The organism is Phenylobacterium sp., assembly GCF_046290725.1.
Classification (GTDB): domain Bacteria; phylum Pseudomonadota; class Alphaproteobacteria; order Caulobacterales; family Caulobacteraceae; genus Phenylobacterium.
The window spans coordinates 1,079,576-1,095,475 of record NZ_JBKBUH010000001.1; the positions used below are offsets into that span (position 1 = coordinate 1,079,576).

The following is a 15,900-nucleotide window of genomic DNA, read 5'->3' on the forward strand; positions in this document are numbered from 1 at the left end:
GCCTAGAGCGGCGGCGTCTCGCGTGACTGGCGATGAAGGTGGGCGACCACCGGGGAGCGCGGGAACCCATATGCCGCTCGCCTGGGCAATTTCCTCGTGATTCCGACCAGGAGACTGCCGTGCCCGCCGCCCCCGACTTCCCGCCCGCCCCAGACAAGGTCGCGCCGAAGCGCGCTCTGATCTCGGTCTCCGACAAGACCGGCCTGGTCGACGCCGCCCGCACCCTGGCCGAGCTGGGGGTTGAGCTGGTCTCCACCGGCGGCACCCGCGCGGCCATCGCCGAGGCCGGCCTCCCGGTGAAGGACATCTCTGAGCTGACCGGCTTCCCCGAGATGATGGACGGACGGGTGAAGACCCTGCACCCGGTGGTGCATGGCGGCCTGCTGGGCGTGCGCGACGCCGCCGATCACGCAAAGGCCATGGCCGAGCACGGCATCGGCCCGATCGATATCGTCTATGTGAACCTCTATCCCTTCGAGGCGACTGTGGCGAAGGGCGGCGGCTTCGAGGCCTGCGTCGAGAACATCGACATCGGCGGGCCGGCCATGGTGCGTTCGGCCGCCAAGAACCACGGCTATGTGGCGATCTGCACGGAGCTTTCCGACCTGGAGGAGGTGCTGGCGGAGCTGAAGGCGGACGGCGCCACCAGCCTTTCCCTGCGCAAGCGCCTGGCCGCTCGCGCCTACGCCCGCACCGCCGCCTACGACGCGGCGATCTCCGCCTGGTTCGCGCGCGAACTGGAAGAGGCGGCCCCCACCCGCCGCGCCTTTGCGGGCAAGCTTGTCCAGACCATGCGCTATGGGGAAAACCCGCATCAGGCGGCGGCCTTCTACGCCGACGAGACCCCGCGCACCGGCGTCGCCACCGCCCGCCAGCTGCAGGGCAAGGCGCTCTCCTACAACAACATCGCCGACACGGACGCTGCGCTGGAGCTGGTCGCCGAGTTCGACCCGGCCGACCGTGCGGCCGTGGCCATCATCAAGCACGCCAATCCCTGCGGCGTGGCGCTGGGCGCCGATCTGAAGGCCGCCTACGAACGGGCGCTGCAATGCGACCCGGTCTCGGCCTTCGGCGGCATCGTGGCGGTCAACCGCCGCCTGGACGCGGCCGCCGCCCGCGAGATCGTCAAGATTTTCACCGAGGTGGTGGTCGCCCCCGAGGCGGACGAGGACGCCATCGCCGTCTTCGCGAAGAAGAAGGACCTGCGCCTGCTGCTCACCGGCGGCCTGCCCGATCCCCGCGCGCCGGGCGATCTGTTCCGCCAGGTGGCCGGCGGCTTCCTGGTGCAGGGCCGAGATACGGCGCATGTCACCGCCGCCGATCTGAAGATCGTCACCCAGCGCCAGCCCACCGAGGCCGAGGTGCGCGACATGCTGTTCGCCTTCACCGTCGCCAAGCACGTGAAGTCGAACGCCATCGTCTACGCCCGCGACGGCCAGACCGCCGGCATCGGGGCCGGCCAGATGAACCGCAGGGACTCGGCCCGTATCGCCGCCCTGCGGGCAGCCGAAGCCGCCGAGGCCGCGGGCCTGCCGCACTCCCTGGCCAAGGGTTCGGCCTGCGCCTCGGACGCCTTCTTCCCCTTCCCGGACGGCCTGCTTCAGGCCGCCGAGGCCGGCGCCACCGCTGTGATCCAGCCCGGCGGTTCTATCCGGGACGCCGAGGTGATCGCCGCCGCCGACGCGGCGGGGCTGGCCATGGCCTTCACCGGCGTGCGGGTGTTCCGTCACTGACCGAGGCGTATGAGTCCCCTCTCCCGCACCGCGGGAGAGGGTCGGTTCCTACCGCCGCTTCTTCGCCGCTTCCGACGCTGCAAGCTCTCGCAGGGCGGCGTTTGCGATGGTGAGCTTGGCGAAGGTCCAGGGGCCGGAGGCCGCCTCGATCTCTTCGATGGCCCGCCGGGCGGCGTCCACCGGCTCGCGTCGCAGGGCCGCCCAGGACTCCACCGCCGCCTTGGCCGCCGCGCTGCTTTCGCCCGCCTCGTCCTTGCCGGCGAAGGCCATCACCCCGCGGGTGACGGCGGCCTGTTCGGCCAGCAAGTCCTCCACCAGCCGCCGCACGGCCGTGCGCTCGAAGGTGTCGCCGGCTGCGAAGCCGCCGGCGGCCGCCCGCAGGCGGTCGAAGGCGAACGCCTCGCCGACCCGGTGATAGAGGCGGGCCACGTTCTCCAGCGGCCAGCTGGCGCTCTCGGTCAGGTCCACCAGGTCGGCGGCGACGGTGAGCGGCTGGAGATTGGCGATCTGGCGGGCCAGGTTTGCGGGGGCCCCCGCGTCCGTCAGGCGTTTCACCTGGGCCTCCACGAGCGCCTGGTCGACGGGGGAAAGGATGTCGGGCGCCAGCTTCTTCAGCGCCGCGACACCGGGGCCGTAACGCCGGACCAGCGCCTCGACCCCGCCCTCCATGCGCCCCGCGCGCCGGGCCAGCCAGAAGGTTTCCCCGCGCAGGGTGGCGGCCAGGCGCCGGTAGAGCGCCATCTGGCCTGAGGCTGGAACCTCGTCGGGGATGCGGGCGTCGAGCGCCGAGACCGCCTTCCAGAGCGCCGGCAGGTCCAGCACCGCCTTGGCCGCCTCATAGGCGGTGACGAAGGCGGTCACGTCGCAGGCCGCCGCCGCCATCAGCCGCTGCGGGAAGGACGGGCCGCAGCGGTTGACCACATCGTTGCCGACCACGGTGGCGATGATCTCCCGCCGCAGCCGGTGCCGGCCGAGCGCCTCGTCGTAGCGGCGAACGGCTTTCGGGAAATAACCCTCCAGCGCCGCCTCGAAGTGGGGATCGTCGGCCACCGGGCTCTCGCCCATCTGGCGCTTCAGCTCCAGCTTGCCATAGGCCAGCAGCACCGCGGCCTCCGGGCGCGCCAGGCCGCGGCCGGCCCTGGCGCGGTCGGCCAGAACGCCGGCGTCGGGCAGGCCCTCGACCGCGCGGTCCAGCCGGCCCCTGGCCTCCAGCTCGGTCATGAACCGGGCGTGGGGCTCCAGCTCGCCGGGGGCGTCCAGCTGCATCAGCGACAGCGCCAGGGTCTGATCGTAATTGTGCTTCAGGACGTGCTCGGCCACCTCGTCGGTCATCGACTTCAGCAGCTTGTCGCGGGCCTTGCGGTCCAGGACGCCGTTGCGTTCCAAGGTCCCGGTCAGGATCTTGATATTGACCTCGTGGTCGGAGGAATCGACGCCGGCGGAATTGTCGATGGCGTCGGTGTTGATCCGCCCGCCGGCCAGCGCGAAGGCGATGCGCCCGGCCTGGGTCAGGCCGAGATTGGCGCCCTCGCCCACCACCTTGACCCGCAGGTCCTCGGCGTTGACCCGGATCGCGTCGTTGGCCTTGTCGCCGACCTCTGCGTGTCCTTCGGGCCGCGCCTTCACATAGGTGCCGATGCCGCCGAGATAGAGCAGCTCGGCCGGCGCCTTCAGGATGGCGCTCATCAGTTCGTCGGGGGTCACGGCCTCGGCCTCGATCCCCAGCATGGCGCCCACCTGCGGGCTGATCGGGATCGACTTCAGGCTGCGGGCGAAGACGCCGCCGCCCTTGGAGATCTTCTTGCGGTCGTAGTCCTCCCAGGACGAGCGCGGCAGATCGAACATCCGCTTGCGCTCGGCGTAGGAGGTCGCCGGGTCCGGGTCCGGGTCCAGAAAGATGTGCCGGTGGTCGAAGGCCGCCTGCAGTCGGATCTGCTCCGATAGCAGCATCCCGTTGCCGAACACGTCGCCCGACATGTCGCCGACGCCGACCACGGTGAACGGCTCGCGCTGGATGTCCTTGCCGAGCTCGCGGAAGTGGCGCTTCACCGCCTCCCAGGCGCCGCGGGCGGTGATGCCCATGGCCTTGTGGTCGTAGCCGGCCGATCCGCCCGAGGCGAAGGCGTCGCCCAGCCAGAAGCCGTAGGATTCGGCGATGCCGTTGGCGATGTCGGAGAAGGTGGCCGTACCCTTGTCGGCGGCCACCACCAGATAGGGGTCGTCCCCGTCGTGGGCGATCACGCCTTCGGGCCGCACCACCTGACCGGCGGGGTCGAGATTGTCGGTGATGTCGAGCAGGCCCTGGAGGAAGGTGGTGTAGGCGCGTACGCCCTCGGCCCGCACGGCGTCCGGCGCGCCGCCCTTGGGCAGCTGCTTGGGATAGAAGCCGCCCTTGGAGCCGACCGGCACGATCACCGCATTCTTGGTCTGCTGGGCCTTCACCAGGCCCAGCACCTCGGTTCGGAAATCGTCGCGGCGGTCCGACCAGCGCAGGCCGCCCCGCGCCACGGGGCCGAAGCGCAGGTGGATGCCCTCCACGTGGGTCGCCCAGACGAAGATCTCGCGGAACGGCCGGGGCCTCGGCAGGTCGGCAAGCTCGCCCGACGCCACCTTGAAGCTGATATAGGGCTTGGGCTCCCCGTCAGGCCCGGCCTGATAGTAGTTGGTTCGCACGATCGCGCCCACCAGCAGCGCCATGCGCCGCAGGACGCGATCGTCGTCCAGGCTCTCGACCCGTTGCAGGGCCTGGACGATCTCGGCCATCACCGCCGCGGCCTGTTCGCGCCGCACGCCCACATCCGCCCGGATCGCCGGATCGAACTTCGTGCGGAAAAGGTCGAGGATCAGCCGGGTCACGGCCGGATGGTTGGCCAGCGCCTCCTCCTGCACCCGCTGGGTCGGGTCGAGGCCCGACTGCTGCCGGTAGCGGGCCAGCGCCCGGACCAGGGCCGCCTCACGCCAGGAGATGGAAAGCTCCAGGACCAGGCGATTGAAGCCGTCGTTCTCGGTGCGGCCGGTCCAGACGGCGGTGAAGGCGTTCTCGAAGGCCGACTTCACCTCCTCGAAGATCAGGTTCTCGCCGCGCGGGTCGTCCAACTCGAAGTCGTGGACGAAGATCGACCTGCGGCCGGCCGGCGAGACGGGAAAACCGGTCTCGACGATGGCCTTCAGCCCCATGTTCTCCAGGACCGGAAGGACGTCGGCCAGCGGCGCGGGCTCGCCGGGCCGGTAGAGCTTGAAGCGGAAGCGCGTCTTGGGGTCGCCCTCGCGGCGGTAGGCGCGCACGCGGACGGGTTCGTCCTCCTGCAGGGTCTCGAACACCGCCAGGTCGTGCAGGGCTTCGGCCGCGTCGTAGTGATCGCGATAGCCGGCCGGGAAGGCGTGGCCGTAGTCGGCCAGAACCTGGGCCACCTCGGCGTTGCTGCGGCCGCTCTCGCGCACGGCGGCGGCGAAGCGGTCCTGCCAGGTGCGGGCGATCGCCGAGATGTCGGCTTCGATCGCGCGCAGGTCGGGCTGGCTGTGCGCGCCGGGGGTGAAGCCGATGATGAAATGGACGCGGGCCAGCGGGCTGTCGGAGAAGCTCGGATAGTAGGCCGAAACCCGTCCGCCATAGGCCTCGGCCAGCAGCTCGCCGGCGCGGATCCGCAATTGGGAATCGTAGCGCTCCCGCGGCACGTAGAGCAGGATCGAGGCGAAGCGGTCGAAGGGATCCTTCCGCTCCAGGATCCGCACCCGCGGCCGGTCGAGCAGGTGCAGGACGGCGAGCGAGGCGTCCAGCAGCTCGTCCTCGGTAGCCTGGAAGAGCTCGTCGCGCGGATAGGTCTCCAGGATATTGCGCAGGCGCTTCTCGTTGTGGCTGCTGGGGCCCTTGCCGGCCCGGTCCAACGCCCGGGCCATCTTCTCGCGGATCAGCGGCACGGCGTGGGCCGGCTCGTCATAGGCCTCGGCGGTGAAGAGGCCGACGAAGCGCACCTCGCCCGACGGCTTGCCGTCGGCCCCATAGGTCTTGACGCCCACGTAATCGGCGTAGCCGCGCCGGTGGACGCGGGAGCGCAGGTTGGACTTGGCCACGGTCACCCGGTCGCGCATCAAGCTGGCCTGGATGGCGGGCGTGAGGACGGCCGGCTCCGACGTGCGGCGCAGGACCGTGCGGGTGGGATCGCGCAGCACGCCCAGGCCGTCCTGCGGCTGGAACAGCGGCTCCTCCGGGGCATAGCCGCCGTCGGCCAGGCGCGGATACTCGTAGACCCGGGCGCCGAGATAGACGAAGTGCTCGTCGCGCAGCCAGCGCAGGAACTCCAGCTCCTCGGGCCGGGCGGGGTGGCCGGGCGCAGCCTCCAGGGCCTGGATGCTGCGCGCCATCAGGTCGAGCATGGCCGGGAAGTCCTCGACGGCGGCGCGCACGTCGGCCAGCGCCGCGTCCAGCCCGGCCGTCAACTGGGCCTCGCGGTCGGCGCCGACGCGTTCCAGCACCACCTGGATCATGGATTCCCGGCGCGGGGTTCCAGCGGCATGGCGCCGGCCGCCGCCGTCGCGGGGCGTCTCGACCACCGGATGGAACATGGCGCGGACCGAAAGCCCCTGGTCGGCGATCTCGCCCATCACGCTGTCGACCAGGAACGGCGCGTCGTCCTGCAGGATCTCCAGGCGCTCCAGGCCCGGCGCGCCCTCGACGGGCGCCAGGCGCATGACCGGGCCGGGGCGCGGCCGCTCGGCGGCGAAGCGCCAGAAGTCGGCCAGCTGGGCGGCGAGCGCTTCCGGGGAAAGTTCGGGCAGTTCTTCGGGAACGGCGTCTTCGGCGGCCTGGACGGCGAAGGCCCGGGCGGCCGGCGTGTCCTCGCCGACGGCGGCGGCGAAGGCCTCCACGAGGCGGCGAGCGAAGGGAGAGGCGGTGGGCATCAGAAGCCCCCCTTCCAACCGAGAACGCCGCCGGAGGAGAGAGTCCGGCGGCGCGTTGTTCCACCGTGGGGGGGAGGGTGGAACGCTCGGGGCTCGCGGCGGCCGGCGCGGGGGCTGTGGCCGCCTTGAGGTCGGGACAAGCCCGAACGGACAGGAGATAGGAACTGAAAGGCCAAGTTGAAGACCCCGGGTCTAGGATTGCGGTTTCACGCTTGCGTGACGGCCTCGGCGGCGGGCTTTCACCGGCGATCCGTCGGCCGAGAGGAGGATGGCGAGCCAGCGGCTGCTTTCGAACTGGGCCAGGATCACCATGGCCATGACGGTGAGCGGCGTGGACAGGAACATGCCGGCTACGCCCCAGAGCTTGCCCCAGAGCGCCAGCGACAGGAGCACCACCACCGGGTCGATGTTCAGGCTCTCGCCCTGCATCCGCGGCTGGACGATGTTGCCGACCACGAACTGGATGCCCTGCAGCACCGCCAGCAGGATCAGCGCCGGCCAATAGGATTCGAACTGGATCAGCGCGAAGAGCGGCGGCGCCAGTATGCCCAGCGCGCCGCCGATGATCGGGATGTAGGAGGCGATGAAGATCAGGAACGCCCAGAAGACGGCGTTCTCCAGCCCCATGACCGCCATGGCGACCCAGGACCCGCCGGCGATCATCAGGCCGGTGACGGTCTGGACCCAGAGGTACTGTTCGATGCCGTGACGGATGCGCAGGAAGGCCGCCAGGGTTTCGCGCCGGCCGCCGTGGTTCTCGGCGAGGGCGGCCATCTTGCGCTCGAAGGTCCGCCGCGAGGCGATGATGAAGCCCAGATAGACCAGGATGAAGAGCGCGTTGGAGGCGAAGTTCTGCAGGCCGCGCGCCACGTCTCCGAGATAGCGGGTGGGATTGAGACGCTGGATCAGCTCGTCGATGGTCGGCGCGACATCGACGCCCACAAGGTGGGCGGCCTGGGCGATCAGCTCGTTGAAGCGCGGCGTATAGGCGATCAGGCGGCCGAAGAAGCTGGTGGCGTTGTCGGCGACGACGAAGATCGCCGCCCCGAACAGCAGGATGGAGGCGACCAGGGCCACGGGCAGGGCGGCGGCCTGGGGCAGCCAGGGCAGGCGGCGCTTCAGGACTCGCGCAAAGCCGTCGATGACGATGGCCAGGAACAGGGCCATGGCCGCGGGCGTGAGGATGTCGGCCAGCCAGTAGAGCGCCGCGCCCGTCGCGATCACCGCCAGGATGGCGAGGCAGGCCCGCGGAAGGGCGGAAAGGGCGACTTGCTGCGGCATCGAGGTTTCCGGTCGGCGGATCGGCCCTTCGACTGTCGGCGCGGGACCGGTCTGCGTCAAACTCGCTGCTCCTTACCCCGCTTTGCCGAGGGTCAGGAAGCGATTTGCCCGAAATCCTATGAACTGCGGGTTTATGTCCCTTTCTCGAAAGAATCTTCGCACGAGCCTTGCGTCCGCTTGAGCGGCTGGAGCCTGGACGGCCTTCCCGCTAGCTTGGCGGGGCAGTCACGCGAGGGAGCGCCGTATGTCCGACGCCGGGGTCTTCATCGGCAAGTCCGATCATCCGCAGATCTTGAGGCTCGACCGCGCCAACCGCCATGGCCTCGTCGCGGGGGCGACCGGCACGGGCAAGACGGTGACCCTGCAGATCCTGGCCCAGGGCTTCTCCGACGCCGGCGTCCCGGTCTTCGCCGCCGACGTGAAGGGCGACCTGTCGGGGATCGCCACGCCCGGCGCGCCGGGGGAGAAGATGCTGGCTCGCGCTGCGAGCATGGATCTGCCGCTGAACCCGGCGGCCGCGCCCGTGGTGTTCTGGGACCTGTTCGGCGAGCAGGGTCACCCGATCCGGGCCACCATCTCGGAGATGGGGCCGCTGCTGATGTCGCGGATGCTGGAGCTGAACGACACCCAGGAAGGCGTCCTCAACGTCGTCTTCCGCGCGGCCGACGACGAGGGCCTGCTGCTGCTCGATCTGAAGGATCTTCAGGCAGCCCTGACCTACGCCTCGGAGAACGCCAAGGCGCTGGGCGCGCGCTACGGCAATGTCTCCACCGCCACGGTGGCGACGATCCAGCGCAAGCTGCTTGTGCTGGAGACGCAAGGGGCCGGCGGCCTGTTCGGCGAGCCGGCCCTGCAACTCACCGACCTGATGCGGACCGACGGCTCCGGCCGCGGCTATGTGAACGTGCTGGCCGCCGATCGCCTGATCTCCTCGCCCAGGCTCTACGCCACCTTCCTGCTCTGGCTGATGAGCGAGCTCTTCGAGGAGCTGCCGGAGGTGGGCGATCCGGAGAAGCCGCGGCTGGTCTTCTTCTTCGACGAGGCGCACCTCTTGTTCCGCGACGCGCCCAAGCCTCTCCTGGAGAAGGTCGAGCAGGTGGTGCGGCTGATCCGCTCCAAGGGCGTGGGGATCTATTTCGTCACCCAGAACCCCGCCGACATCCCGGAAACGGTGCTGGGGCAGCTCGGCAACCGCATCCAACACGCGCTCAGGGCCTATACGCCGGTGGAGCAGAAGGGTCTGCGCGCCGCCGCCGCCAGTTTTCGGCCCAATCCGGCCTTCGACACCGCCCAGGCCATCCAGGAGCTCGGCGTCGGCGAGGCCCTGGTCTCGGTGCTGGACGAGAAGGGCGCGCCGACCATGGTCGAGAAGACGCTGGTGCGGCCGCCGGCCTCGCGGCTTGGGCCGCTGACGCCGGAGGAGCGCGCCCAGGTCACGGCTGCAAGTCCCGTGCGGGGGCTTTACGACCGCTCTCAGGATCGAGAGAGCGCTCACGAAGTCCTGCAGGCCCGGGCCGCTCAGGTCGCCGCGGCCAAGCCTGCGCCGGAGGCTGCCGAAGCGCCGCGCCGCCCCGCGGCGCCGCGGGCGTCCAACCGTCAGGGCATGGGCGAGGCCTTCGCCAAGTCGCTGCTGCGCACGGCAGGCAGCACGATAGGACGGGAGATCATGCGCGGCGTGCTCGGCAGCCTGAAGCGCCGCTGAGGTCCTATCCAGCCACTGGCGTGCGGGCCTTCAAGGCGCCCCGAAGGATCGCGCCCAGCTGTTCGGCGCGGAACGGCTTGCGCAGGATGGGCCAGGCCGGACCGTCCGGCTCCTCGTCCAGCCGTTCGCCCGCATAGCCGGTGGTCAGCACGATCGGCATCAGCGGGTCCCGCGTCCGCGCCGTGCGGGCCAGTTCCACCCCGCTCATGCCGCCGGGCATCACCACGTCGGTGATCAGGAGGTCGAAGCTTTCGCCGGACTGGAGCCGCGCCAGGGCCTGGCGCCCGTCGGGGGCCGAAACCACCTGGCACCCGAGCTCGGTCAGCATGCTCTCGGTGACGGCGCGCACGGCCGCGTCGTCCTCCACCAGCAGCACCCGCGCCCCCCGGGCGGCCGGCAGATCGAGCGCGGCCTCCACGGCTTCGCTCCTGGCCGCCTCGGGGGCATAGGGGAGGTAGAGGCTGACGGTCGTGCCCTGGCCGGGCGCCGAGCGCAGGGCCGCAGCGCCGCCGACCTGTCCGGCGAAGCCGTAGACCTGCGCCAGGCCCAGCCCCGTCCCGGCCCCGACGTCCTTGGTGGTGAAGAACGGTTCGAAGGCGCGTTCGAGAGTCTCCGGACTCATGCCTTCGCCGTCGTCGGTCACCGCCAGGCGGAGATAGTCTCCCGGCGCGGCGCCGCGGACTTCGTCCTCGGCCAGCCTCACCCGCCCCAGGGCGATCTCCACGCGTCCCGTGCGGCCGGGCAGAGCGTCGGCGGCGTTGGCCACCAGGTTCAGCAGGGCGGCCTCGAACTGGGCGGGATCGATGCGGCTGGTGGCCGGGGCGGCCTCGCAATCCACGACCAGCTCCACCGACTCCCCCACCGCGCGGCGCAGCAGGGGCTCGATCTGCTCGATCAGGGCGGCCAGGTCGACCACTTCCAGGGAGAGCTCCTGCCGTCGGGAGAAGGCGAGCAGCTGGCGCGTCAGGCGCTCGCCGCGGCGGCCGGCGGCGAGCGCGGCCTCGGCCAGGCGCCGCACCCGGCCCGGATCGGCCGCGTGCTTCAGGATCAGGTCCAGCCCGCCGATCACCACGGTGAGCAGGTTGTTGAAGTCGTGGGCGACGCCGCCGGTCAGCCGCCCCAAGGTCTCCAGCCGCTGGGCGCGGGTCAGCGCCGCCTCGGCGCGGGCGCGCTCCTCCAGGCTCGCCTCGAGCGCCCGGGTGCGTTCGGCCACCCGTTCCTCGAGATTGTGGCGGGCTTCGACGATCTCGGTGATGTCGGTCGAGACGCCGAACCAGCGCCGGACTGCGCCGGTCTCGTCGCGCAGGGCGCTGGCGCGGCCGTTGAACCAGCGCCAGGCGCCGTCGGCCCGGCGCAGCCGATACTCAACATCGAAGGGCAGTGCGCCGTCGACCGCCTGCTTCCAGGCGGCCTCGACGACATCGCGGTCGTCGGGATGCACCGCCTCCATCCAGCCCCAGCCCAGGTGACGCTCGGGCGGGGCGCCGGTGTAGTCGATCCACTGCGGCGAGAGGTAGTCGCAATGGCCGTCGGGTCGGTTGGACCAGATCAGCTGGGGCAGGGCGTCGATCAGGGCCCGGACCCGGGCCTCACCCTCGCGCAGGGCGTTTTCCGATCGCCGCTGCGCCGTGACGTCCCGGAAGGTCACCGCCACGCCATCGGCGAGCCGCACCGCGCTGGACCGGAAGAAGCGTTCCTGGCCGTCGATGATCCGCCGCACCTCGACATCGTCGGGGCCGTCGGCGGCTAGCACGGCCATGTAGCGGGCGACCATGTCCTCGCCCGTCTCGTCGGGGAACAGGTCGCGCACCTTGCGCCCCAGCAAGCCCCCCGAAGCGGCGGGCGCCATGCGCTCGGCCGCCGGATTGGCGTAGCTCCAGACGAAATCGGCGATCTCACCCCTCTCGCGAAGGGGCTCGAGGATCACAAAGGCGTCCAGCGCGTGTTCCTGGAAAATACGGAAGCGCTCCTCGGCCGCCACGCCCCGTCGAACCGCAATGCGGATTGCGGTGGCCAGCAGAACCGTCACCGCCGCGCTTAAGGGAAACAACACAAGCTGGAGAACCGCCGCGGAATCCAAGCCGGCCGGGGCGCTGTCGCGGATCCAGAATGCGGCGACGAAGATGGTGCTGGCCGCCGTGACCAGCAGGCCGCCGCGAGCGCCGGCGACCAGGGTGGCCAGCAGCACCGCGGGAAAGAAGAACATGAAGCTGGGCGAGCCGGGGCCGGTCATGCCGCTCGCCGTCCGCAGGCCGGCGGCCATCGCGACCGCGCCCAAGGCGATCGCCAAGCCGGCGACCGGGTTTTCGACCGAGGTCGTGAAGCGCTGGGCCCAGCGGCCAATCATCTCGGAAACGACGCCCCTTGGGAGTTCCGCACCCTACGGAATGCCCAATCGCGCGAAAGGTAAAGCTCTACCGCGACCTCCCCCGGGATTCGGTGTCCCGGGGAAGGCTTTTACCGGCCCTCAGCGCGGCTGCATCCGGATCGCGCCGTCGAGGCGCACGTCCTCGCCGTTGAAGTAGCCGTTGGTGATCATCGTCAGCGCCAGCTGGGCGTACTCTTCGGCGTTCCCCAGGCGCTTGGGGAACGGCACGGAGGCCGCCAGGCCCTGCTTCACCGCCTCCGGCGCGAACTGCATCAGCGGGGTGTTGAAGATGCCCGGCAGGATGGTGTTCACGCGGATGCCGTCGCCGGCCAGGTCGCGGGCGATGGGCAGGGTCATGCCGACCACGCCGCCCTTCGACGCCGAATAGGCCGCCTGGCCCATCTGCCCGTCCTCGGCCGCCACCGAGGCGGTGTTGACGATGGCGCCGCGCTCGCCGTCCTCCAGCGGCTCCAGGTCCAGCATGCCCTTGGCCGACTTGGCGATGCAGCGGAAGGTGCCGACTAGGTTGATCTGGATGATCAGGTTGAACGCGTCGAGCGGGAAGTGCTTGGTCTCGCCGGTCTGCTTGTCGCGGCTGGCGGTCTTGATGGCGTTGCCGGTGCCGGCGCAGTTGACCAGGATGCGCTCCTGGCCGTGGGCGGCCCGGGCCTTGGCGAAGGCCGCGTCGACCTCTTCCTCGGAGGTGACGTTGCACTTGCAGAAGACGCCGCCCACCTCCTTGGCGACCGCTTCGCCCTTCTGCTCGTTCATGTCGAAGATGGCGACCTTGACCCCTTGGGCGGCGAGGGCGCGCACGGTGGCCTCGCCGAGGCCGGAGGCGCCGCCGGTGACGACCGCGGCGACGGAGGAATCGAGTTTCATGGACGCTTGGCTCCCGTTCTCGTCTAGAGTGGCTTTGTCGTTCGAGGCTTTAACCGGATGAGCGCCGACTCAAAAGCATCACCCCACGTCAATGGCGGCGCTTTCGATCCCGCCGAGGCGCTGGACCCGAAGAAGGCGCTGGTTCCCGCCACCGTGCGGGTGAACGAGCAGCGGGTCGCCCGCGGCTTCTGGCCGAAGATCCGCAGGGTGGCTTCAAAGGTCCCCTTCGCCGGCGACGCCCTGGCGGTATGGTTCTGCGCACGCGATCCGGCGACGCCTACGACCGCCAAGGCGCTGATGATGGCCGGCCTGGCCTATTTCGTCCTGCCGACCGACGCGATCCCCGACGTGCTGGCGGTGGTCGGCTTCACCGACGATGCGGCGGTCGTCGCGGCCATGCTGGCCCTGGTCGGCAGGAACCTGAAGCCGCGTCACCGCGAAGCCGCCGAGCGCGCGCTGGAGGAGATGCGGCGGGAGGGCTGAGCGCCGCTCAGGCGTCGGTTAGCCTCGCGGCCGCGGCGGCCCGTGTTGCGCGATGCTCCCGCCAGGTGATGAAGAGGGTGGAGGCCACCACCACGCCCGCCCCGGCGATGGTCCAGATGCTGGGGATCTCCGAGAACAGCAGGAAGCCGACGATCACCGTGAAGACCAGGCGCACATAGTCGATAGGGGCCATGGCGGCGGCGTCGCCGATCGCCATGCCCTTGATGTAGCAGCCCTGGGTCACCGTCCCCAGCACGCCCATGGCCGCCAGCAGGGCGAGGTCCACGGGCTCGGGCCAGCGCCAGGTGAAGATCGCGCCCGGGATGGCGAGCACCAGGCCGAGCGTCGCAGCCCAGACCAGCAGCACGGTGGGGGAATGGTCGCGGGTCATCACCTTCATGCCGGTGATGGTGAGGGCGAACAGGAACGACGAGGCGAGCATGGCCAGCGCCGGCAGGTCGACGGCGAAAGCGCCGCCGGCGCCCGGCCGCAGCATGATCAGCACGCCGACGAAGCCGACCACCGCCGCCCCGACCCGCAAGGGACCCACCGTCTCGCGCACCACGAAGGCCGCCAGCGGCACCAGCCAAAGGGTGCGGGTGAAGGACAGCGCATTGGCGTCGGCCAGCGGCATCTTCTGGAAGGCGTAGAAGGAGAGGATCATCCCCACCGTGCCGGCGGCGGAGCGGAAGATCAGGATCCCCGGCCGGGTGGTGGCGAAGGCCGCCCCGCGCATCCGGATGATCACCGGCAGCAGGATGATGAAGCCGGCGAACTGTCGGTAGAAGGTCTGCAGGGCCGCGGGATAGTCGTCGCCCAGGAACTTGATCAGGGTCGTCATGGCCGTGAAGCCGAGCGCCGAGGCCAGCATCCAGAGCGCGCCGCGCAGGTTGTCCGTCTTCGGGGCCCGGACCTGGGCGGGCTGGACCGGAGGCGGCCCCGCCTCAGCGCTCACGGATCCAGCCCGTGATCGACAGCCGCTCGGCGGCCACGAAGCTCGCCACCTGGGTCACTGCGTGCAACTGGGGGACGCGGAAGATGTTCAGCGCGTTGAAGCTGGGCGTATAGCCCTCGGCCACATGGCCGTCGTGGTCGTAGAACAGCAGCAGCCCCCCCCAGTCCGGCCGCCAGACGGGGGTGAAGTTCAGTACATAGGCGTAGAGCCGGTTCTTGCCTTCCACGGCATCGTCATGGGCGGTGAGGAAATCGCCGGCCCGGTAGCGGGTGGCCTGGGCGTCCACATATGCCGGCCTGGGGTCGTTCGTCAGCTTGCGGACGAAATCCAGGAAAACGGGGCCGTTCAGGAAATCATAGACGGCCTCCAGCGGCGCCAGGGCGCCGCCGCTGCGTTGGCCGGCTTCCATCAGGTCCGAGAGCCGCCAGGCGTCGAACAGGTACTGGAAGCCGATGCGGCCCGCCTCGGCGATGGCCGCCTCAAGCTCGGCGCGGCGCTCGGGCGGCATGGCCTCCAGGGTGTCGAGCCCGACGTCGTAGCTCTTGCCGTGGGCCGTGAGCGACTTATGCCAGGGAACCGTCCCGGCCAGCGTCCGTCCCACCGCCTTGGCGGCCGGTTCGGCGAACACGCCCGGCAGGTGGATGCGGCCGTGGCGCGCGAAAGTGGGCGCCAGGCGTGCGGGATCGAGCCCGCCGGCGAAGGACAGCCTGGTCGCCGCCGCGCTCAATTCTGGCCGGCCATGGCGGGGGGCGCCATCTCGCCGAACATCGCCATGAACGGCGAGGGCGAGGCCTGGTCCCAGGCATGGCGGCTGCCGACGGTGATGCCGCCGTCGACCACCAGATGCGCGCCGGTGACGAAGGCCGCGGCGTCGGAGGCGAGATAGAGGGCGGCCTGGGCGATATCGTCGGGCATGCCGGCCTTGGGGACAGGCTGAACCTTGGCGGCGTTTTCCGCCACGCGCGCGGCCATCTGGTCGGCCACCTCCCGCGGCAGCCCGAGCGAGGCGCCGAAGATCGAGGTGGCGATCAGGCCCGGGCAGATGGCGTTCACCCGGATCTTCTGCGGCGAGAGCTGGGCTGCGGCCACCCGGCTCATATGGATCACCGCGGCTTTGGCGGAGGAGTAGGCGATGGGACCCCAGCCGGCTTGCAGTCCCGCGATGGAGGCGGTGTTGACGATCGATCCGCCGCCCCGCTCCAGCATCAGGGGGACGGCGTGCTTCATGCCGAGCGCCGGGCCGCGGACGAGGATGTCGTAGATCCAGCTCCAGCCCTCGGCCGTGACCTCGGTGATCGAGGTCATGCGGTCGGAAATGCCGGCGTTGTTGAACAGGATGTCGAGGCCGCCGAACTCCGACTTCGCCCGGCTCAGCGCGGCCTCGATCTCGGCTTCGGAGGTGACGTCGCAGCGGGCGTAAACCACCTGGCCGGGGAATCGCTTCTCCAGCATGGCGCCCTTCTCGTCCTGGATGTCGGCGGCCACCACCTTCGCGCCCTCGGCGACGAAGAGCTCCACCGTCCCCAGCCCGATCCCCGAGACACCGCCGGTGATCGCCGCCACCTTGCCTTCGAGCCGCCCCGCCATGTCCGATCCC

General features: G+C 70.5%; 10 protein-coding genes and 1 riboswitch. Of the genes, 3 read left to right on the plus strand and 7 right to left on the minus strand.

Features of this window, described 5'->3' with window-relative positions:
• Positions 1-12: 12 nt before the first annotated feature.
• Positions 13-94: riboswitch (ZMP/ZTP riboswitch) on the plus strand.
• Positions 95-119: 25 nt separating this feature from the next.
• Positions 120-1,733: a bifunctional phosphoribosylaminoimidazolecarboxamide formyltransferase/IMP cyclohydrolase gene (purH, locus tag ACK41C_RS05735; RefSeq protein ID WP_409651379.1), complete on the plus strand. Its 1,614-nt coding sequence runs from the start codon at positions 120-122 to the stop codon at positions 1,731-1,733.
• A gap of 48 nt (positions 1,734-1,781) precedes the next feature.
• Here purH and ACK41C_RS05740 read toward each other — a convergent pair whose 3' ends face one another.
• Together ACK41C_RS05740 and ACK41C_RS05745 are read right to left on the minus strand one after the other, a co-directional pair.
• The gene (locus ACK41C_RS05740; protein ID WP_409651381.1) at positions 1,782-6,632 is read right to left on the minus strand and encodes an NAD-glutamate dehydrogenase; all 4,851 of its coding nucleotides are present in this window, start codon (positions 6,630-6,632) and stop codon (positions 1,782-1,784) included.
• 192 nt (positions 6,633-6,824) lie between these two features.
• The gene (locus ACK41C_RS05745) at positions 6,825-7,913 is read right to left on the minus strand and encodes an AI-2E family transporter (RefSeq protein WP_409651383.1); all 1,089 of its coding nucleotides are present in this window, start codon (positions 7,911-7,913) and stop codon (positions 6,825-6,827) included.
• A 244-nt stretch (positions 7,914-8,157) separates the two neighbouring features.
• On the opposite strand from ACK41C_RS05745, the gene ACK41C_RS05750 reads away from it, so the two are divergent.
• On the plus strand, positions 8,158-9,615 hold the full coding sequence (locus ACK41C_RS05750) for a helicase HerA-like domain-containing protein (protein ID WP_409651385.1): 1,458 nt from the start codon (positions 8,158-8,160) through the stop codon (positions 9,613-9,615).
• A 4-nt stretch (positions 9,616-9,619) separates the two neighbouring features.
• Here ACK41C_RS05750 and ACK41C_RS05755 read toward each other — a convergent pair whose 3' ends face one another.
• Complete coding sequence (locus ACK41C_RS05755) at positions 9,620-11,962, minus strand: PAS domain-containing protein (RefSeq protein ID WP_409651388.1); 2,343 nt, start codon at positions 11,960-11,962, stop codon at positions 9,620-9,622.
• Positions 11,963-12,082: 120 nt separating this feature from the next.
• On the minus strand, positions 12,083-12,865 hold the full coding sequence (locus ACK41C_RS05760) for an SDR family NAD(P)-dependent oxidoreductase (protein ID WP_409651390.1): 783 nt from the start codon (positions 12,863-12,865) through the stop codon (positions 12,083-12,085).
• Between the two features lie 57 nt (positions 12,866-12,922).
• Between ACK41C_RS05760 and ACK41C_RS05765 the strand changes: the two genes are divergently transcribed.
• Positions 12,923-13,348 carry a YkvA family protein gene (locus tag ACK41C_RS05765; RefSeq protein WP_409651391.1) on the plus strand — a complete coding sequence of 142 codons (426 nt, stop codon included), beginning with the start codon at positions 12,923-12,925 and terminating at the stop codon, positions 13,346-13,348.
• Positions 13,349-13,355: 7 nt separating this feature from the next.
• Here the strand turns inward: ACK41C_RS05765 and ACK41C_RS05770 are convergent, their stop codons facing one another.
• From ACK41C_RS05770 to ACK41C_RS05780, 3 genes are read right to left on the minus strand one after another with little or no spacing between them, the layout of a single operon-like run.
• On the minus strand, positions 13,356-14,237 hold the full coding sequence (locus tag ACK41C_RS05770; RefSeq protein ID WP_409653929.1) for a DMT family transporter: 882 nt from the start codon (positions 14,235-14,237) through the stop codon (positions 13,356-13,358).
• Between the two features lie 55 nt (positions 14,238-14,292).
• Positions 14,293-15,030, minus strand: coding sequence for a 2OG-Fe(II) oxygenase (locus ACK41C_RS05775; protein WP_409651394.1), 738 nt, complete (start codon positions 15,028-15,030; stop codon positions 14,293-14,295).
• Positions 15,027-15,890, minus strand: coding sequence for an SDR family NAD(P)-dependent oxidoreductase (locus tag ACK41C_RS05780; RefSeq protein WP_409651397.1), 864 nt, complete (start codon positions 15,888-15,890; stop codon positions 15,027-15,029). Before ACK41C_RS05780 ends, ACK41C_RS05775 begins: the two co-directional genes overlap by 4 nt.
• Positions 15,891-15,900 lie beyond the last annotated feature (10 nt).

Excerpts from the sequence above, each read along its gene's own strand:
- ACK41C_RS05740 (WP_409651381.1), bottom strand. The coding sequence starts at position 6,632 with ATGCCCACCGCCTCTCCCTTCGCTCGCCGCCTCGTGGAGGCCTTCGCC.
- ACK41C_RS05745 (WP_409651383.1), bottom strand. The coding sequence starts at position 7,913 with ATGCCGCAGCAAGTCGCCCTTTCCGCCCTTCCGCGGGCCTGCCTCGCC.
- ACK41C_RS05750 (WP_409651385.1), top strand. The coding sequence starts at position 8,158 with ATGTCCGACGCCGGGGTCTTCATCGGCAAGTCCGATCATCCGCAGATC.
- ACK41C_RS05755 (WP_409651388.1), bottom strand. The coding sequence starts at position 11,962 with ATGATTGGCCGCTGGGCCCAGCGCTTCACGACCTCGGTCGAAAACCCG.
- ACK41C_RS05760 (WP_409651390.1), bottom strand. The coding sequence starts at position 12,865 with ATGAAACTCGATTCCTCCGTCGCCGCGGTCGTCACCGGCGGCGCCTCC.
- ACK41C_RS05765 (WP_409651391.1), top strand. The coding sequence starts at position 12,923 with ATGAGCGCCGACTCAAAAGCATCACCCCACGTCAATGGCGGCGCTTTC.
- ACK41C_RS05780 (WP_409651397.1), bottom strand. The coding sequence starts at position 15,890 with ATGGCGGGGCGGCTCGAAGGCAAGGTGGCGGCGATCACCGGCGGTGTC.